Annotated in this window: 12 protein-coding genes; 3 read left to right on the top strand and 9 right to left on the bottom strand. The window is 59.0% G+C overall.

Annotated elements, in window-relative coordinates; all coding sequences use genetic code 11:
* Nucleotides 1-124 precede the first annotated feature (124 nt).
* Nucleotides 125-451 carry a hypothetical protein gene (locus tag JNN07_22835; GenBank protein ID MBL9170586.1) on the top strand — a complete coding sequence of 109 codons (327 nt, stop codon included), beginning with the start codon at nucleotides 125-127 and terminating at the stop codon, nucleotides 449-451.
* On the opposite strand, the gene JNN07_22830 is transcribed toward JNN07_22835, so the two are convergent.
* A complete protein-coding gene (locus JNN07_22830) occupies nucleotides 448-1,770 on the bottom strand; it encodes a hypothetical protein (GenBank protein MBL9170585.1) in 1,323 nt (440 codons plus the stop codon). The genes JNN07_22835 and JNN07_22830 overlap by 4 nt on opposite strands.
* 135 nt (nucleotides 1,771-1,905) lie before the next feature.
* Between JNN07_22830 and JNN07_22825 the strand changes: the two genes are divergently transcribed.
* The gene (locus tag JNN07_22825; GenBank protein ID MBL9170584.1) at nucleotides 1,906-2,694 is read left to right on the top strand and encodes a DUF547 domain-containing protein; all 789 of its coding nucleotides are present in this window, start codon (nucleotides 1,906-1,908) and stop codon (nucleotides 2,692-2,694) included.
* A 38-nt stretch (nucleotides 2,695-2,732) separates the two neighbouring features.
* Here JNN07_22825 and JNN07_22820 read toward each other — a convergent pair whose 3' ends face one another.
* The 6 genes from JNN07_22820 to nusA form a co-directional block, all read right to left on the bottom strand.
* A complete protein-coding gene (locus JNN07_22820) occupies nucleotides 2,733-3,665 on the bottom strand; it encodes a bifunctional riboflavin kinase/FAD synthetase (protein MBL9170583.1) in 933 nt (310 codons plus the stop codon).
* Between the two features lie 27 nt (nucleotides 3,666-3,692).
* The gene (truB, locus tag JNN07_22815) at nucleotides 3,693-4,409 is read right to left on the bottom strand and encodes a tRNA pseudouridine(55) synthase TruB (GenBank protein MBL9170582.1); all 717 of its coding nucleotides are present in this window, start codon (nucleotides 4,407-4,409) and stop codon (nucleotides 3,693-3,695) included.
* A complete protein-coding gene (locus tag JNN07_22810) occupies nucleotides 4,406-5,389 on the bottom strand; it encodes a bifunctional oligoribonuclease/PAP phosphatase NrnA (GenBank protein ID MBL9170581.1) in 984 nt (327 codons plus the stop codon). Before JNN07_22810 ends, truB begins: the two co-directional genes overlap by 4 nt.
* Nucleotides 5,386-5,787 carry a 30S ribosome-binding factor RbfA gene (rbfA, locus tag JNN07_22805; GenBank protein MBL9170580.1) on the bottom strand — a complete coding sequence of 134 codons (402 nt, stop codon included), beginning with the start codon at nucleotides 5,785-5,787 and terminating at the stop codon, nucleotides 5,386-5,388. The genes JNN07_22810 and rbfA overlap by 4 nt, the downstream gene beginning before the upstream one ends.
* 18 nt (nucleotides 5,788-5,805) lie before the next feature.
* Entirely contained in the window at nucleotides 5,806-8,466 is a 2,661-nt protein-coding gene (infB, locus tag JNN07_22800) for a translation initiation factor IF-2 (protein ID MBL9170579.1), read from the bottom strand.
* An 81-nt stretch (nucleotides 8,467-8,547) separates the two neighbouring features.
* A complete protein-coding gene (gene nusA, locus JNN07_22795; protein MBL9170578.1) occupies nucleotides 8,548-9,837 on the bottom strand; it encodes a transcription termination/antitermination protein NusA in 1,290 nt (429 codons plus the stop codon).
* Between the two features lie 812 nt (nucleotides 9,838-10,649).
* On the opposite strand from nusA, the gene JNN07_22790 reads away from it, so the two are divergent.
* Nucleotides 10,650-11,600, top strand: coding sequence for an SDR family NAD(P)-dependent oxidoreductase (locus JNN07_22790; protein ID MBL9170577.1), 951 nt, complete (start codon nucleotides 10,650-10,652; stop codon nucleotides 11,598-11,600).
* A gap of 409 nt (nucleotides 11,601-12,009) precedes the next feature.
* Here the strand turns inward: JNN07_22790 and JNN07_22785 are convergent, their stop codons facing one another.
* Nucleotides 12,010-18,579 (bottom strand): lamin tail domain-containing protein, encoded by a 6,570-nt coding sequence (locus tag JNN07_22785; GenBank protein ID MBL9170576.1) that lies wholly within the window; start codon nucleotides 18,577-18,579, stop codon nucleotides 12,010-12,012.
* Nucleotides 18,580-18,760: 181 nt separating this feature from the next.
* Complete coding sequence (efp, locus tag JNN07_22780; protein MBL9170575.1) at nucleotides 18,761-19,321, bottom strand: elongation factor P; 561 nt, start codon at nucleotides 19,319-19,321, stop codon at nucleotides 18,761-18,763.
* Between the last annotated feature and the right edge of the window lie 81 nt (nucleotides 19,322-19,402).

Genomic DNA, 19,402 nt, shown 5'->3' with positions numbered 1-19,402 from the left:
CGCTAGTTCTTCTAGGGTGGCGTTCTCAGCATTCGGATGTACCTCGAGCGCGCGCAACACTCAGGTTCAACCATAACCCGGCAAAAAGTACCAGTTTTATTTTCAACTATTTCGGAAATCTTTTTTGGCAATCGCTATAGGCAAGCTCTTCAACAGGTTCGGGAACCGTCTCAGCTACATCTTGGCGCTGAACGAGCTTCGGGGGAGCGGATTCGAACTGTTCCATCAGTCCCCGGAAAAAGCCCGCGCGCAAGAGCTGCAGGCCAAAATCGTCTCCATCAAGAAGCTCCACGAAGGCTCGATGAGCAAGATCGATGGAACCAGCGCCAGCTTCTGGTCCGCTCAGAACAACAAAGACAAGGCGGTGACCGGACTAGGCTTGCTCGAGCGCCAACGCGTCAAGGTTTGGCTGCGGAATACTTACGCGGAACTGGAATCAGCCGGCATCTAAGATTGGTAGATCGATAGGAATTGGCGTCGGAACAGGGCCTCTTGTTCCGGCAGCCGTGCCCGCAACACCTCGCGCTGCACGGCACCGTGCTGGAAGCGTCGCTTGGGAAACACCGGAAGCTGCTGTCCGGTTACAGCTTTCACCCCGCGGCTGACGATCTCTCCCTTGAGGGAGTAAAGGGTCGGGACCTCATACTGAGTGAGCTCGATGAACGGGATGCCTTCAGCCACCTCGATCACATCCGGACGAGTGAAGGGGCTAAATCCCTCGAAGCCGTACCGCCTCGCCGGAGCGTAGGTGCGCACATAACCGCGGCTGAGCCCACCGCTGTAGGTCAGAGAATGCTTGATCTTTCCCACTCCCCACCCCTCCTGATAAAGCATCTGGTTGTGCACCACACTGCGGATGGTCAGTTCCGGGTTTTCCTCAATCGGATAGTCCTTTAGGTTTTCATCCCCTCCATCGCCGTCGACCAGGAACTTCCACTGGGGGTAGCGCTGACGGATGCCGCGGCACAGCAGCAGTCCCATGGAGGCACACTGCACATCCAGCACCTTGTAGTCCTCCAACACCCGGACCGTCTCTTCCGCATCGATATCATCGGCGCTTGCTTCGATGGTTTCGAGGAACAATCCCAATCCCAACGAATCGAGGAACTGCCGAGCCTGGGCCACGTCGGGACCCTGGCCAAGATCCAGGGTAAAGGCTTTGAGCCGCCCCAGATTCATGCCCAACTGACGCATGACATGATAAGTGGTCAAGAACACCGCTCCGCTGTCCACTCCCCCGGAAAAGCACACGCCTATGGGCTCATGTTCCGGGATCTGCTGCAGCCAAATACGAATTTCCTCAGCCAAAGCGCCGATGTAGTTGGCGCCAATCTGCCCCAGGTCCTTGGGCTGCGTGTTGTGCAGCGGGTTGAAAAAACGGGTGTAAACCGGATCGGGATCCGGACACCCAATCAGCTGGATCTCGATCAGGTGATGGGCGGGAACCATGCGGCTGTAGCTGGGATGAAATTGATTCTCAAAGCCTTCAGACTTTAGCCAGGCATAAAGGGCATCAATGCGATCCGCCACCACGAGAGCGGGTCCTTCGTGCCGCTTGGCTAGGAAATAGCGCATGGGACGGTCCATCGACCGAGCCATCCGGACGGTTTTTCCTTCCTTCGCGACCAAAGCGAAAGAGCCCTGGATCGAACGGATCTGAGCGGTATCCCCGCTCAAAACTCGCTGCCGAGCCTCCTCCAGGCTGAGATTCACCAACCGATTTAGGCTGGGGTCGAGCAGATCAACGACGCGTTCCAGATACTGGTTCATGGAGGGAAATGTTAGGCGAGCGGGCGAGGATCGCCAGTGAATTTTTCCTCTGGATTACCCGGAAGAGCACTCGCTATTGTCTAGCTCCTGTGCGAGGCATAAACGAGCGGCGTTTCGCCTCACGCAACCATTGCTATGTCTCGAACCAAAACAGTCCTTGGGCTGGTGATTCTCCTGCTGACGGCCGGGCTCCAACTACTTCCGGGTGCGGCCTTCGACCGCCAGCACCGGCTCTACGCGCTCGTCCTAGATCGCTTCGTCAAGCAAGGATTGGTCGACTACACCGCCCTCAAGGCCAGCCCGCGCGACCTGAATGCCTATTTGGATTCGTTGGCGGAAGTCCCGGAAGCCGAGTTCAAGTCCTGGACATTGGACGACCAGGTCGCTTTTCTGTGCAATCTGTATAACGCGGCCACCCTGCAGCTGGTCATAGACAACTACCCGCTCAAAAGCTTGAAGGATATCGGGTTCCTGCCGTATGCGGCGTGGCGTACGCCGACGGTTCGCTTTCAGGGCAAGCTCATCACTCTCCAATCGTTGGAGCATGAGATCATCCGAGCCAAGTATCCAACGTATCCAGGGATCCATTTCGCCCTCGTGTGCGCAGCCAAGGCCTGCCCGACCCTGCGCGGCGAACCCTACCTCGGACCGCGTTTAAAAGCGCAGCTCGACGAGCAAGCCCGGGAGTTCCTGGCGGACCCAGCCAAGAACCGAGTGGTGGCGGTGCGCCGAACAATCTTCCTTTCCAAGATCTTCCAATGGTATGAGGAAGACTTCGTGCTCAACGGCGGGTCGGTGCTCGGCTATGTCAACCGCTACCTACCCCCCTCCGATCAGGAAGACATCAAGGCCGGGGGATTCAAGATCGAATACCTCGATTACGACTGGAGCCTGAACGATTCGAAGTCGGCGAAGAAGAAGTAAGGGAAACAAACAGCAGCAGCCCTAGGTTGAGAGGGAATCTAGCGACCGCTGAGAAGAGCGCGTGCTTGCTCAATGTCGCGGGCGATCTGCTCCTTCAGTAGCTCCACACCGGCAAACTTCTGCTCGTCGCGCAGTTTCTCGACCACGCGCAACTCCAGCTCGCGCCCATACAAGTCGCCGTCAAAATCCAAAAGATGCACCTCTGCTCGGAGCACCGAGGCCTCTTGGGCAACAGTTGGCCGCAACCCCAAATTCATCACGCCTAGCCGCACTTTCCCATCCACAGTCGCCTCCACCGCATAAACTCCCGGAGGGGGAAGCACCATTCCCGAGGTGTCCAAGTTGGCCGTCGGAAAGCCGAGTTTCCTCCCAAGCTGAGCGCCACGCTCCACGATTCCACCCAAAGCCCAAGGACGACCGATCATCCCACCGGCCTGTTCCATTCGGCCCGCCGCAATAGCCTGCCGAATACGCGTGCTGCTCACCACCTCACCATCCAACACGACGGGAGCCAGGCCGTTCGCCTCAAATCCCATCTCGCCGCCCATCTGCCGCAGCAACGCCAAATTGCCGCTGCGCCGATGCCCAAACACGAAATCGCTTCCAACCGAAACACTCGTCAGGACCGGGAACTCCCGAACCAACTCCCTAACGAAGACCTCCCCCGTCTTCTGGCTGAACTGGCGATCAAAGGGGATCAACCACACGGCTTCCACACCCGTCGACTGGAGGGCACGCAATCGCTGCGCAGTGGTTTGGATCATGGGAGGCATCCGATCCGGGGACACAATGGCACTCGGATGACGGTCAAAGGTCACAACCAGCGAATGGGCCTCCCGGCGAGCCGCATCCTCACAAGTCCGCCGAATGACCTCCTGATGCCCCAGATGAACGCCGTCAAAGACCCCAATCGCAACGCAGACCCTGCGTTTGCTGTTATGTAGATCCTGGGGTTGACGAACCAGCTGCATGCTGAACCGTGACGTGAGATAAGTAGGTTAAGAGTCTTTCGCCAGCTGGAGCATGGGGATCACACGCTTCTCCAACTCAGCCGTGGAGATGTTCAACAACTCCTCATACTCCATGGAATCCTCCACGTCGAACTTGCCGGACACCAGGCGACGAAGAGTCGTCAGGTGAGCCCCGCACCCCAGTTTTTGCCCAAGATCGTGCGCCACACTGCGCACATAGGTCCCCTTCGTACAGGCAATGCGGAAGGCGCCTACCGGCTCCTGATACTCCGTAAATCGGAAACGATAGATGTGCACCAGTCGAGGCTTCCGCTCCACTTCAATGCCTTTGCGAGCCAGCTTGTACAGCGGGACCCCATCCTTCTTGATCGCGGACACCATCGGCGGTTCCTGCATCTGATCCCCTACAAAGGTCGCCGCAGTCTCGTTGATCTCTTCGAGTGTCATCGGCGGCACCGGAAGCGACGAAACCACTTCGCCATCCGCATCGTAACTATTCGTGGTCACACCAAAGGAAATATGACCGCAGTACACCTTGTCGTCCGCCATCAGCTTCTCGGAGAGCTTGGTGGCCTGTCCCAGCACGAGGATCAGAAGTCCGGTGGCCTGAGGATCCAGCGTTCCACAGTGCCCCACCTTCGCAATGCCAAATTGGCGGCGAATGTTGTCAACGACATCATGGGAGGTGGGGCCGGCGGGTTTGTCCACCAGCAGCGCTCCATCGAGCGCGGTGAATGTTTTCATGAAGCACGAACTGTCTTGAGAGCTTTTCGAATCGCGGCGAGCACCCGTCGCTGAACCGCCAGGGGACGCCCGGCAATGCGAGCTCCAGCCGCCGCCACATGCCCGCCGCCGCCGAAGAGCCCTGCGATCTGATTCACATCCACTTGGGCGCTTTTGGACCGGAGGCTGACGCGAGTCAGCTCGGGTTCCATCTCCTCAAACACGCAAGCCACGATGACTTCATCGATCGCACGGATATGATCGATCAGCCCTTCAGAATCCGCCGGCTTCGCTCCGGTGCGCGTGTAATCGGCCTGCTTGAGCCAGAAATAGGCCGTCCGATCGTCATGGGTAAGCCGAAATCTATTGTAAACCCGCTTGAGCAGCTTCATCCGCGAGAGCGGATACGACTGATACACCTCGTGGCAAACACGAGCGAGATTCGCTCCCCGCTCCACCAGATGACTGGCGGTCTTGAACGTGGAGGGACTGGTCGAAGCGTATTGAAAAGACCCGGTGTCGGTCGAAACCGCCGTGAAGAGGCAATCGGCAATGGGCGAGGTGATCGGCCATTTGGCCTGCACCAACAGCTGGTAGATGAGCTCACCGGTGGAAGCCTGTTTGGGCGATATCCAGTTGAGATCCCCATACTTGGTGTTGCTGGCATGGTGATCGATGTTAATGAACACCTTGCGCAGCCCGATATGCTCCGCCGTGCGCCCGAGACGCTCAAACGACGCGCAGTCGGTCGCAATCACGCAATCGAAGCTCTGGCCAGGTTCGGGAACCGCCACCAGCTTCTGCGGATCCAAGAACGCGAGCTTGTTGGGAACAGGATCCTGATTCCAGCAAACGGCATCCTTGCCGGCAGCTCGCAAGGCCAGGGTCAATCCCAGCTGGGACCCGATGCAATCGCCATCCGGCCGAATGTGCCCAACGATGCAAAAAGACTGATGAGACCGAATCACTTCCAGGATTCGGTCGATGACGGGTGCTTTCATTCGGCCGTCGGGGGTTCCTTCGGCAAAGGAACGGGGGCGGAAGCTTCCTGCCCTGTTTCCTTTTCCAGATCTTCCATAAGGCGAAGAACCCGGTTCCCACGCTCGATGGAGTCGTCGAGAACGAACCTGAGCCGGGGAGTGAACTTCATGATGACGGCTTTGGCGACCCAGTCCTGAATGCGCAGCCGGCTCGCGTTGACCAGGTTCAGGGCATTCCGCTGCTGAGCATTCGTGCCGTAGAAGCCGAGGATCACCGTCGCCTGGCGCAAATCGCTCGAGATGTCGACGTCATTGACGTTGATCAACCCGCCTTCCTCGATCCGCACTTCGCGACGGATGGCTTCGCCGATCTCGCGCTTGAGCAATTCTCGAACCCGCAGTTGCCGATGAGAGGACACAGGGTCGTCAGGAAAGAGTTACAGCTCGGGGGCAAGCTTCTCGACTGCGTAGCACTCGATGACATCGCCCACCTGGAATTCGTTGAACCCATCCAGCCGGATGCCGCATTCCATGCCCGAACGGACCTCGTTGACTTCGTCTTGGAAACGTCGAAGCGAAAGCGATACCCCTTCGTAAATGCGGTTCTTGCGACGCATCACCCGCAGCTTGCCCCGGATCACGCGACCATTGGTTACCATGCAACCTGCCACATTGCCGCCCTTGGAAAGCTCGAATACTTTGCGAATTTCGGCCGAACCCACCACGGTTTCCCGGAGGATTGGCGGAAGAAGTCCCGCCATGGCTTTCTTCACCTCATCGATCAACTCGTAGATGATCGAGTAAAGCTTGATCTGCACCCCCTCGTGCTTGGCCAAGTCCGACACTCCGTTGTCGAGCCGGGTATGGAATCCCAGGATGATGGCGTGCGAGGCCGATGCCAGTGTAGCATCGTTGCTGGTAATGGTACCCACCGCGAAATGCACGATCTCGAGGCTGACGCGATCCGACTCGATCTTGCGCAAGGCTTCCACGATGGCCTCGATCGAACCTTGCGTGTCCGCCTTGATCACCACCTTGAGCACCTTGGCATTGGCCTCTTCGATGCGTCCGAAGAGATCTTCCAAGGTCGCCTTGGCAGAAGGCTGCTGTTGGGCGTCAAAGCGAGCCTGCTCGGCCCGCTTTTCGGCAACCTCGCGAGCCGCCTTTTCATCCTCGATCGCGCTGAACTCCAGTCCCGCTTCGGGAACACCGTTCAAGCCGAGAACTTTGACCGCGACGGAGGGGCCGGCCTCTTTGAGCCGCTTACCCTCCTCGTTGATGAGAGCGCGCACCCGCCCCCAGAAAGGCCCGCAGATGACGGCCTCGCCTAACTTCAAAGTGCCTTTGCGAACCAGCACAGTGGCGGTGGGACCTCCTGGCTCCAAACCGGATTCGATGACATTCCCCTTCGCCAAGCGATTGGGATTGGCCTTCAACTCGAGCAAGTCGGCCTGGAACAAAATCATCTCGAGCAGCTTGGGCACCCCTTGGCCAGTCAGCGCCGAGACATCCACAAACAAGGTCGTGCCACCCCACTCGTCAGGAACCAAGCCCTTCTCTTGAAGCTGCTGGCGCACCTTCATGGGATTGGCATTCGGATGATCGGCCTTGTTCACCGCCACCAGGATCGGCACTTTCGCCGCCTGAGCGTGGCTCAAGGCTTCGAGAGTTTGCGGCATCACACCGTCATTCGCCGCCACCACCAGAATGACAATGTCAGTGACGTTCGCACCGCGAGCTCGCATGGAACTGAAGGCGGCATGACCCGGGGTGTCGAGGAAAGTGATCTGAGCCATCTCGGTGGGCCGCTCCGGATGCGGGATCGCGATGGTGTAAGCGCCGATGTGCTGGGTGATGCCGCCCGCCTCGCCGGCAGCGACGTCCGCTTTCCGAATCATGTCCAGCAAGGAGGTCTTGCCGTGGTCGACATGCCCCATGATCGTGACTACAGGCGCCCGCGGACGAAGATCCTCCGGCTTATCCTCTTGATCCAGCTTCAGCTCCTGTTTGGGAGCCGTCACGCCGGTGCCGGTTTTCCGCTTCTCTACCTCGAAGCGAAACCCGTGTTTGGCGCAAACTCGTTGGGCGATAGTTTCATCGATGGCCTGGTTTACCGTGGCCATCACTTTGAGATCGATCAGGTCCGCAATCAGGCGGAAAGGCTTAATGCCCATCTTCTCAGCCAACTCTCGAACGATGATCGGAGGCTTGATCGTGATGGTGGGACCTTCCACCGAAACACCCCCCTGCTGAGAACCCGCCGACTGCGGCGCGGGACGATTTTGCTGATAGCCACCCTGCGGACGGTAAGCACCAGGTCCGCCCTGGGGACGGTTGCCCATGCCGGGCCGATTTTGGTTCTGGTAGCCGCCACCCTGCATCCGACCACGATCCATGCCCGGACGCGGGGGCAGATTGCCACGCTGCGGCACCGGCGGAGGCGGAGCTGAACGTTCATTGCCGCGGCCGGAACGACCGGAAGTGGGCAACTGGATGAACCCAACCTTATCGCCGATTCGAGGACCCGCCGGCGGAGCCGGCGGAACCACGGGCGCCGGTGGAATCACGGGCGCCGGACTAGGGACGGATGGCGGAACGATGGGTATGGCTGCCGCGGAGGGCCGGACAGGTTCAGGAACCGCAGGCCCCTCAGCAGCCGGTTTCTCACTCGCAACCAAAGGCTTAGCGGATGCCACCAAAGCTGGAGTCGCTTCGGCAGCAACCGGAACCAGCTGGGGCTCGGGAACGGGGACAACCTCAGGAATCGGAGCAGGAACGGCCGCGACGGGCTCGGGTACCGGCGCCGGAGGCGTTTCCTTGATGACTTTAATCACCTCGATTACCGGCTCCACTGGGGTGTGAACAGCAGGGGGCGAGCTGGAAACCGGTTCGGCCTCAGCGGGGGCATCGGTGGGGGTGAAAACCGTTCCAGCCGGACGCCGAGCGACCACCTGCTCTTCGAGATACTCCGCGGTGATTTTATCGAGAGAACTAGAAGCGACCCGGGCACCAGAAATACCTAGCTCCTTGGCCACAGTGAGCAGTTCCTTGCTTTCCAGGCCAAGTTTCTTTGCTAGGTCGTAAATGCGAACGGGCATAATTTAGTAATTCGCCTCGGTTGAATGCCAAGCCTTTCATGCTCGGAACGAAGCGACGATGGGCAGAACCCAAGTCATGGTTTATACAGTGGACGTCTCGCCCACTTTGAATGTGCGACGTGCCACCTCTTGGCGCGCCGATTCCAGAACCGCCTCAGCACTAGCTCCGATCTGAGGAATTTCCGCCAGATCCGCCGCCTCAACCTGCAGCAAATCTTCCAAACTAGCCAAGCCGTTGTGCACCAAGGCATCCGCTTGCTCAGCGGTGATCCCCGGGATCGCCGCTAGCACACGCACCGCCTCCGTGAACTGAGCCTGAAACTTATCGTCCAAAGCAACCACCGGAGCTTCTTCAGCCTCGATGTCCACCTGCCAACCCGTCAAACGGGAAGTCAGGCGTGCGTTTTGTCCACGCTTGCCGATCGCTTGCGACAGCTGATCCGATCCCACCACCAGCTTGATACGCCGACGACCCTCATCCATGTCAAAACTCTTAATCTTCGCCGGCGCCAACGCATTGGTGACAAAGTCCCGAATATTCGAGGACCACCGAATGATGTCCACCTTCTCATTGTTCAACTCGCGAACAATGTTCTTCACGCGCTGCCCGCGCAATCCAACGCAGGCCCCCACAGGATCCACCTTCTCGTCGCGAGTGTAGACGGCAATCTTCGTGCGGAAGCCGGGCTCGCGGGCAATCGACTTGATCTCGATGGTGCCATCGTGGATCTCCGAAACTTCCACCTGAAACAACTTTTGAACGAACAGAGGATCTGCCCGCGACAGAATGATCTCCGGACCATGGGGTCCATTGTCCACCGCCTTCACGTAGCAGCGAATCCGCTCGCCTACCTGATATTCCTCGGTCGGGACCCGCTCGCGATTGGGTAACAGCGCCTCGTACTTGCCAAGGTCGATCGTGACATCGGAACGCTCGAAACGACGCACCACGCCGCTTACAATATCGCCGACCCGATCCTTAAACTCATTAAAAATCAACTGCTTCTCCGCCCGTCGAATATGCTGCATGAGCGACTGCTTCGCATATTGGGAGGCGATCCGACCAAACCCAGCCGGAGTCACTTCGATCTCCACCTCATCACCGACAACGGCATCGGACTTAACACGACGGGCATCGAACACGGACATTTGGTCGTGCTTCGAGATCACCTTCTCGGCGACGATCATCTTAGCAAAAGCCTTGATATCGCCGCTCTTGGGATCGATCTGGACACGAAGCTCCCGAGCCGGACCCACGGCTTTCTTGGCCGCCGCAAGCAACGACTCTTGAACCGCGGCAAGCAACGTGTCGCGGTTGATTCCCTTCTCCCGCTCCCAAAATTCCAGCACAGCTAACAGGTCGGCATTCATAGACAGAGTCCGTGTCCCCACCCGGGGAACAAAAAAGTCGGTAGATTGCTCTCCGACTTCGACGCGCTGGCCAAGCCAGCAATCTAACCTATAGTTGACGTAGATTAGGAGTCCGATCAAGGAAGGTCAAGCCGCAATTCCGGGCGGCCTCGGAAGGGGATGGTGCCAGTCTTGTCTAAATCCAAGAATCTGCTCGCCCCCACCTCATCCGGATGCCCCGCTCGGCCTCGAACAACCTCTGGTCAAGTCGCACCACTGACATTGTTAGATTCATAACCCATTGGATACAATAGATTAAAGAACCCCGAGCCTTCACGAACCAGAACTCCATCGTCGTCTTTGCCCAATACGCAAACTCAAAGAGATGCCCACGAGCTGGGCGGTCGGTTAGAACGGCTGAGAGCCAAAGGAAAGCACCCACCTCGGCCGCTTCCTGGCGAAGAGTCCCAACGCCATGTAAGCAGAACTAGACCTGTCATTAGTTTATCCAATTGAGCAGGACTCCCTGCGGGGATCAGGTGGCCGAAGTGCAGCACTCGGTGGAATGGAGAAAAAAGATCGCAACGAATCGATCCGAGCTCTGTCTCTATAAACGTTCGGAAGGTAACGAATCGAAAACCAGTGGCCGGCGCTGGCCATACCGAAACTTCAGCTGAGCTTGCTTGGGATTATTTTTGAGAAAGTGGCGCAAGCTTGGCTTTTCTAATGGCCACTTTAGGTCCCGCCTCCTGCAGACTTGCCAATATCCAGCGCCGGCCAATTTCGATTCTGGAGTGTTGATCGATACAGCTGAAAGTCCGTAGACTTTCGCCATGAACTTCCTGGTAACCGGAGGAGCAGGTTTTATCGGCTCCCACGTTTGTGAACGCCTGCTTCGGGCCGGACATCATGTGTCTATCCTGGATGATCTCAACTCGTTCTACTCCCCCGCGATCAAGCGCCGAAATCTCGAGGAAATCACTGCCTCCGGCGGTTCCATCCAGTTCATCGAAGGCGATTTGGCGGACCGCGCCAAGGTCGACGCCGTGTTCGCGGGTACCCGCTTCGACCAAGTGATCCACCTCGCAGCGCGGGCGGGCGTTCGCCCCAGCCTGCAAGAACCAGCCTTGTATCAACGAGTAAACGTCGAGGGCACCGTCAACATTTTGGAGGCCGCGCGGCTGAGCCAGGTACCCAAGGTCACCATCGCGTCATCCTCCTCGGTTTACGGCATCAACTCCAAGGTCCCCTTCAGCGAGGCCGACCCGATCACCACTCCGATCTCCCCCTACGCGGCTAGCAAACTAGCCTGCGAAGCGCTGGGGCATGTGTACCATCATGTTTACGGTCTGGATATCATCATGCTCCGCTTTTTCACCGTCTACGGACCTCGCCAGCGTCCCGACCTCGCCATCCACAAGTTCGCGCAACTCATCTCCCAAGGGAAACCGATCCCTGTCTTCGGCGACGGCTCGAGCGCGCGCGACTATACGTACGTCGACGATACAGTGGATGGCATCATGGCCGCCACCCAGCATCGTTTCGGCTACGATGTATTTAACCTCGGCGAGTCCCAAACAGTCACGCTGAGTCGGCTGATTGAACTTCTGGAGCAAGCACTGGGTCGGAAGGCCATCATCGACCGTCACGGCGCCCAGCCTGGCGACGTGCCCATTACGTATGCCAACATCGACAAAGCGCGTTCCCAGTTGGGTTACAATCCGCAGGTGAAGATCGAAGCCGGCATCTCTCGATTCGTCGAGTGGTTTCGGAAGCGCGCGTAGGTGCCAGGTGCCTCTGATGGGCCGACACGGCCCACACTACATTGTAGGGTCGTCCGCCCTCGGACGATTCCCCGGCCACGAGCGCAGTGGGCTCGAATGTCTCTCACAAAGGCACGAAGCTCACCAAGGTCATGAGCCGAAGATTACCCGGCCGAGCCAAAAGAGAGGAAAAATCAAGACCAGTTCTCTTCCCCGTCTGAACCGACCGGAATAAGCCTTCTCAGGTCGGCTCCTACACGGGCTCAGGCCCAATCCATGCAGTCGTTCAGCACGCGTTTGCTTGATCTTTTTGCGAAATCCTTCGTTGTTCGTCGCTTACGTATTTCGCTCAATACGCTCGCTCCTCACGCCTCGGTTTTCGCACAAACCTGCTGCGCAACCGCAGGCCGCCCTACTGCATGGATTGGGCTCAAGGCGCCGCCACTTCCAGCCGCGCACTGGCACTCTTCGTTCCCAACTGGTCGCTCACGGTCACTCGATAAACGCCCGCAGCGGCCGGCTGAATCGCATTCAAGGGGAACGTCGACCCAGTAGCGCCTGGGATCAGGCTGTTCTCAAAGTACCATTGATACCGCAGTACGCCCTGCCCGGTTGCGAGCACGCTGAATCCCGACGAGCTCCCAGGTGCAACACGCAGATCGGCGGGCGCCTGCACAAGAGTCGGGCCAGCGAGGCGAGTGTCCGGGAGTGACGGAGTGACGACTTGATAATACCGGGTCAACGCCCCCGGATAGGTGTCCACCATCGCGAGATCGCGGTCCGCCGTTCCCGCCACCACATTCGAGATGGTATTCCAAGAGGCGGACGATAGGTCCCCGCGCATGCGCAGGGTGTAGGAGTGATTGGAAGCTGCCGTAAACCGGAGCTGCTGACCACCGTTGGCCAAGGGCTCGAGACGGAGGCGCAGCACGCTTGAGGCGTTCCGCGGATGGGTGCCAGCCAGCCACTCACTGCGATTGTTCATCCCGTCTTGATCGGTATCCTCCAGTGACTCATTGGGTCCGCCGGGGGCGAACCCGTAGGCGGTTTCCCAGTCGTTCGGAAGCCCATCGGCATCCGTGTCCGGAAGCACGGTCAGCACAGCCTCTGCGCTCGCTGTGGAGGCACCTGCCAAATTCGTAACGATGACGGAGTATCGACCAGCCTGACTGAGTTGAACATTGGTCAAGACAATCGATGCCTGGTTCGCATTGTTCGTCGTGGTCAGGAATACACTGGTGCCTCGCCGCCAGCGATACACCAGCGGCAGCGGTTGTCCGCTGGCACCCGCGGTCAAGGTCACGTTCTCACCCACCACCGCTGTCACGCTCTGGGGAGCAGAAACAACCACGGGCTTTAACAGAACTCGGAGCAACGCGGCCGAGCTGTCCACCACCGTGCCGGAGGCGTCAGAAACTCGAGCCGAATAGCTGCCCGCATCGGCCATTTGAACCGCGGGAAGCAGCAGCGATGGAGAATCATTGCCCGGCAACTCAACGCCATCCTTCAGCCATCGATAGCGCAAGCCACCCGTCCCCAGCGCAGCCACCCGAAACACAACATTGGTCCCTGGTCCGGTGTTGACTGTCTGCGGGGAAAGCAGGATCCGCACGCGATTCTCGACCACCACTTCGGAGGCGGGGCTCACACGCGACCCGTTTCGATTGTAGACCACGACGTCGTATATCCCAGCCCGATGGGCCTGCAGGTTGGTGAGCTGCAGGCTAGCATTCGTGGCACCCGCCAGCGGCTGCCCCTGGAATCGCCAGCGGTATGAAAGCGGCCCTTCCCCCGAAGAAACCACATCCAGCCGAACCTCCGTTCCAGCAGCCGCGGTGATCAAAGGCGCGGAAAACTGGCTGATCTCGGGCCGCGTCCCGCTCCCCAAGGGTTGTCCGGCGGTTGCGGCCGCCACGATCCAGTTCGACGCGTCATCCCCGAACGCCGATTCCACCAGCCGCTGAAGGGAGGCGCCGGTTCCGTCGGCCCCAGCAGGCCAAACACCCCCATCTTGATAATCCACCCGATCGACCAGAATCATCGGAACTCCGTTCGTCGCCGCCTGCCCGGGCTTGCGCAGAGAAATCCGGCCCGCCGAATTATCGAGCCGGCCACCATATGGGCCATAGAGCGGAACGTCCGCAGGCACTTGAAACCGCTGCCGAAAGCTGGTGGCGACCGAGACGGAAACCAGCGGATCAAAGTTAACCAGCAGGAGACGCTTGCCGGCGGCGAGCGAGGTGTTCAACGGGAAGGTAAAACGGATGTCGCCCGTGATCTCCCAACGATTGGTCGCGGCCGCAGGATCAAACAGCGCGACAGCCGAGGACGACAGGTTGCTCAGCTCAACGAACTCATCAACGCCGTTGTCCAGCCCCCCCGCCAAATCAACCGGATGGAACATCACCTCGCTCACAACGACAGGTCCCACCTGTGGGCCGGCATTCGCCTGCCCGAACGAGGTTGTCGATTGCGCAACAAAGGAATCATCACCGGTTGAGGCTAGAAATCGTCCGAAGGATACTCCTGGCGCCGAGGCGCCGAAATCGTATCCGTGCGCCCACGGGAGCACGGCGCCCGCAAGGTTGGCCGCTACGAGATACACTTCCTCCCCTGCGGAGCTGAAGGAGAACCGGTTCGGCCCCGCGTTAAACTGATCCTCGACCGCAGTCCAGAAACCGCCCGGAGGGATTACGGTATTGTTCGGCACTCGGTACTTTTTAGGATCTTGGAGGTCGTCGGTCAGGAACCAACCGCTGATGTCTGCCCCTTGGGGCGAGTACAGCTCGACCCGATCGACTCCCGCAGATCCGGGATTGGCGAGCAACTCGTTGACGAAGACGGCCGGTATCACCGGCGATGCGGGATCTTGAGCAGTGCCCGGGCGGTGGGTTTCTATCGGAGTTGGAATCCAGTAGGCCTTCAAGCTCGGAGTGACCGCCCCGCCAGCCGCTGGGTTCGCGGCCAGAGCCAACCCGGCTCCGTCGGTCACTGGATACCACTCGTCCCGATACTCGAACTCAGCGATCACCTCACCGGTCGCCTCCTCAAGTCGAAGCACCTCGCTGCTGTCATCCAGCAGCCCTTCGTACTGGCCAGCGATGCGCGCCGACGAGCCGTACCGGCTTTCGTAAGCCGCTCGATTCTTGACCAAGAGCAAGGTTTCAGGCGCCGACACGGAAGCAGCCGGGATGACCGGGATGGAGCTGGTGGTAAAGTCAAATTGGATTCCACGGGTGAACTGAAATCCCGCGAGGGCTAGCGGACTGGAGCCGGTGTAAGTCAGCTCGATGTACTCGAAATCCTCACGAGTGAAGGCGCTGTTCACGGGCGGCGCGGGGGGATGATACATGATCTCGGTCACGCGCAAATGCTGCTGCGCCACAGTGGGACGCACCGCACTCTGAGCCTCGGCCACCAGCCGCCCGTACCGATCGGTCAACTGGAGCGACTCCCCGCGAGCCGAAAGGCGTCGGGAATAGTTGCCTTGAACAAACAGGCCCTGACCGCCCCGCGGCCCAGTGGTTCGGGCTCGGAATGCCGCCACGTTGGGCGACAAGTACATCGTCTCGGAAGGCCCAATCACCGTGCCCGGATGAAACTCGAATTCGATTCCACCCGATACCTTCCATCCGCTCAGATCCAAGGCAAAACCATTCGGATTCACCAATTGCACATACTCCTCGTCTTGGTTGCCAGAGGCGGGAAAGGACTCGATCTCGCCGAAGCTGATATCTGCGGAAGTAGGCTGCTCAAAAGGGACGACCGCGTTCTGAGGTGTCCCGCCTCCAGCTACATTGTAACGCGAAAACAGGTCGTTTCGGCGGGTGGGGAAATAGCTCAGAACATCGCTATTGCCAGGGATCGGCCCCGGCCGCGACAGGTTGGTGGAAAGAGACCGAACCCTTTGCTCAAAAAAGCCGGTCGCGGAGGGAGTTCCCGGCGGCTGCAGCAGATCGTCCATCAGGGTTCGCAACCGGCGCAAGTACATCTCCCGAGGGCGCGGATCGTTGAACAGCACCGTCCAGAGCACGTTCCACTGATCCGCATTGTCCTTGGAATGGGCGCGATCGCCAAAGAACGGATGATGCAGGTGCTGGCCTCCGTCGCCTTCAACCCCGAAGGACCAATCCTTGTCCCACGGAAAAATGGACCATTCCTTGGTGCCGTTTGAGTCGCGATACACGTAGAAGTTCTTGCGCACATCGTCCGCGTCCATGATCAGGCTGCGAACCGCGAGAAAGTTGACCATCGCGGGGAGATTCAGGTTGTCGAAAATGTAGAGAGCCCGCTCATCAGCAGTCTTGTTCAACCGAATCCCCGTAACCAAAGCCTGGAGGTCGGCATTGGATTCGTTCTGCCGGGTCTTCTTCTCCACGCCATCGGTGGAGTCATTGAAGACGGGATCCAGGCTTCCTCGCTGAACCATCTTGTAAAGGGCGCCTTCGGGATCCAAACCGTTCCGCTCCAAAAACCGCTGATCGACTTGCTCGACCCAGACCGCCACCCGGTCCTGCTTGTTGTTCACCCGCATCAGCACATTGAAGGAAAGGCAGGCAGGCACGCCCACCCGACGAAAAGTCTCGAAGGCCAGCAGCGGACGAATGAAGCTGGGATCGCTTCCATTGGAGTTCAGGTTCGCCTCGCGAATCCCCCCATAGCTCTCATCCAGCTGAAATTCGTCCCCACGGTTGAAATCAAACTTCTGCGACCCCAAGGTGGTCGCGCCGCCACGCTCCCGAATGAACACATTGTCGTAGAAGCGGCCTTGGTAGAAGAGCGACCCGCGGGCGCCGTTGCGGCTCCGGGATCCGGTTTCATTCGGGGTAAACCACTCCCAAGTCGGAATGGTACTGGTGATCCCCGTGTTGAAGACCACCGTGCCCAAATACTCTGGCGAGCCGGTCGGGTCATCGAAGAGAGGCCAGCGGGAGGCGCGTCCCGCGAGATCCGATGCCGAAATAAACCAGCGAACCATCTGACCGTTCGTAGACGCGGCGGCTGGGATTGTTGCGCCAAAGACGCCATCGCCCGCCGCGCCATCACCGTGCAAACCATCATCCAGCATGGGCAGTGTGTTGGTGACGCCATACATGACGCGATAGCTCAGAAGTATCGGACCGAGGGCGGTGCCGACCGGTGAGATGCGAGCCGTCACCACCAGGTCTTCCTCGTTGCGAGGTTGAAGCGGTCGATGCGACGGACTGCTGATGACCGGGCCGAGCTCAGCTGCGGCGCTGCTGTTCGCCGCTCCGGGGCTGGGTACTGGGAAATACCGAGCCTGCTGCGAAAGGTCGCCGATTTCGGTGGCCTCCAATTGAGGCTGCAGAAAGAAATCCGAGTTGTCGGCAGCCACGTTCAACCCCTGGATAGCTAGAACGTTGACCCCTTCCACCAACAAGCCGCGAACACTGTTCAGATCGAATTCCTCCAATTGAAGCGCCAACGAATCCGCATGCCGATCGGTTGCGGCAGAATTCCAGATGTTGCTGATGGGCGCGTTGGCGCTCGCCACTTCCACACCATTCAGATAGGCGACGAAGCCGTCGTCGTAACGCACGCGCAGCTTCAAACGATCTATCCCACCCACGTCCGCGGCCGTGAAAGGGAACCGAAAATAAGCGGAGGCATTGACACCGAATAGTTGGCTGCGCAGGTCAGTCGTGATCTGGGAGGCGAACGAAACGGGAACAAAAGTCTGAGCGCCCTGGTAGTGAGCCAGGACTTCGTTGGTGGAAAAGGCCCGTCCATAGATCGCAATCTCGTCCATCAGGCCGTTGAAGGTCGTAGTAGGCGATCCGGGGTCGCCGCTGTGATTACTGCCAAAGATCAGGTCCGTTCCAAAGCTGAGGTCGCCGTTGTGGGTCGCGTTGATGATGCGAACCCCGTTCAAGAATCCACGCAGGGCTCGGGAGCTGTCGCGGGTCACCACCAGATGCTGCCACTGATTGGTCGCGACCGTTCCGCCGTTTCCGAGGTACGTGTTGTGGAACACGCTGATCCGTCGCGCCGCCTGCGCGGACAGCTGAATTCCAAAATCCCCGCCGGCGCCCTTGTACGTAAAGAGGTCGCCGCGCGGAGTTGGGTTGGTGGTCAGGAACCACATCTCGACCGTGAACGGCCCGGTTCCGAAGTTGAAAGCTGGGTTGGCCGGGATGCGCAAATTGCCCGCACTTCCCGGACGAAACGCCATATTGGAAGCCTCGAAGCCACTGAACGAAGGACCGCGCGGGCCGGCCGCCCCGGGAGCCGCAGTCCCGGAGTAGAGGCCGTTGGCGGCTGCGCCCAGATTTCCGTCGTTACGGGCGGAAGACCCCGCGCTCTCGTTGAGTCGGAAAAATGCCAGAGGGTCCGACGCCAAAACGAAGCTGGCAGCGGAATCCTCCGCGGAGTCCGGAACACCGGTGTCGTATCCGAAAGCAGCGGTTCCAGAAGTCCAGCTGGCGTCATCAAATCCACGAGTGGTCCAGGCCAAGCCTTCGGCCTCGTTGGCGGGCACCCGAACCTTGGCGGTTGCCCCGGCGGGGATCAAGGGAAGGGTGATCACACTCGGTGCCAACCCATAACTCACATCCGGAAACTGGGCGGGATAGGCGGGGGAGTATTGGGAAGCAACCGTGAGGCCATCCGGCTTCACCAAGCCGAGGAACTCCCCCGGGGCTCCGGCATCCAGCTTGAAGTTGGTGTGCAACGGCCTCCCGGGGAGTGCGCGGTTCTTTGAGGAAGCAAAAACCACCAAAAAGCCGCGGGGCGGAATGTTGGTGGCGGGGAGCAGCCACTTGCGCAGGTTACCGGCGGAGTCCGACAGAGACCACCCCGCGGTGTTTACTGCGTTGGTGGTGATGTTCTGAAGCTCGATCCAATCGCTAAACTCCCCGTCCTCATCTTTGAGCCCAGTCTGGTTGCTCGCCATGAACTCGGAGATCACCAGGGGATCGGCGGAGGTGACGACGGGACACCAGACCGAACAGAAGAGAAGAACAGCAAGAGCACAACGCATAACAAAATTCTGAGGTTTCCAGACTAAGTGGTTACTTTAGCGTTACGTTTAGCCGGGATCAATGAGGAACCGTGGAATCGTGCACCCGGGCCCACGCCCAGCCCATAAAACGAAGAAGCGGCGGAGCGATTCTCTCGCTCACGCCGCTTCAGCAAAATCAGGTCCACCCCGCGGGGTCAGCTCAGTTGGCCCGCTCCATGTATTTACCGGTCCGGGTATCAATCTTGATCTTCTCGCCCTGCTTGATGAACAAGGGGGCTTGAACGGTGACGCCAGTCTCAACGGTGATGGTTTTCATCACGTTGTTGGCTGAATCACCTTTGATGCCCTCGGGGGCATCGGTCACCTTCAGCACCACGCTGGGCGGCAATTCGATGGAGACCGCCTTGTCCTCCACCAATGTCATCGTCACAGAGGCGTTCTCAATCAGGTAATTCTTGGCGTCCCCGACGATCTCCGGAGTGATGGTCACGGTCTCAAACGTCTCCGGGTCTGAGAAGACGTAATCGCCATTGTCAAGGTAGCTAAACTCCATCTTCTTGGTCATCATCGGGATGACTTCGATCTTTTCAGTCGAGCTGAAACGCACGTCGGCAGATTTGCCAGTGCGGATGCTCCGCAGGGTTGCCTGCACAAAGGCGCGGAGATTTCCGGGTGTGCGATGCTGGCTGTCCAACACGACGGAAACGTCACCGTTGTAACTAATTGCCATTCCCTTACGCAGATCGTTCGCTGTTGCCATAAAATTCGATAGATGTTTGCACCTCGATCCGAGGAGCAAGAGCCAACTAAAATAGTGCGGAAACAAGTCAATGCAAGCCTG

This window comes from Verrucomicrobiales bacterium, from assembly GCA_016793885.1.
Taxonomy (GTDB): Bacteria; Verrucomicrobiota; Verrucomicrobiia; order Limisphaerales; family UBA11320; genus UBA11320.
The sequence above is the reverse complement of the archived record's forward strand: the minus strand, read 5'-3'. Positions and strand labels throughout refer to the sequence as shown.

What these genes read in the sequence shown, in the direction of transcription:
- JNN07_22830 (MBL9170585.1), bottom strand. Translation starts at nt 1,770, where the DNA reads ATGAACCAGTATCTGGAACGCGTCGTTGATCTGCTCGACCCCAGCCTA.
- JNN07_22825 (MBL9170584.1), top strand. Translation starts at nt 1,906, where the DNA reads ATGTCTCGAACCAAAACAGTCCTTGGGCTGGTGATTCTCCTGCTGACG.
- JNN07_22820 (MBL9170583.1), bottom strand. Translation starts at nt 3,665, where the DNA reads ATGCAGCTGGTTCGTCAACCCCAGGATCTACATAACAGCAAACGCAGG.
- truB (MBL9170582.1), bottom strand. Translation starts at nt 4,409, where the DNA reads ATGAAAACATTCACCGCGCTCGATGGAGCGCTGCTGGTGGACAAACCC.
- JNN07_22810 (MBL9170581.1), bottom strand. Translation starts at nt 5,389, where the DNA reads ATGAAAGCACCCGTCATCGACCGAATCCTGGAAGTGATTCGGTCTCAT.
- infB (MBL9170579.1), bottom strand. Translation starts at nt 8,466, where the DNA reads ATGCCCGTTCGCATTTACGACCTAGCAAAGAAACTTGGCCTGGAAAGC.
- nusA (MBL9170578.1), bottom strand. Translation starts at nt 9,837, where the DNA reads ATGAATGCCGACCTGTTAGCTGTGCTGGAATTTTGGGAGCGGGAGAAG.
- JNN07_22790 (MBL9170577.1), top strand. Translation starts at nt 10,650, where the DNA reads ATGAACTTCCTGGTAACCGGAGGAGCAGGTTTTATCGGCTCCCACGTT.
- JNN07_22785 (MBL9170576.1), bottom strand. Translation starts at nt 18,579, where the DNA reads ATGCGTTGTGCTCTTGCTGTTCTTCTCTTCTGTTCGGTCTGGTGTCCC.
- efp (MBL9170575.1), bottom strand. Translation starts at nt 19,321, where the DNA reads ATGGCAACAGCGAACGATCTGCGTAAGGGAATGGCAATTAGTTACAAC.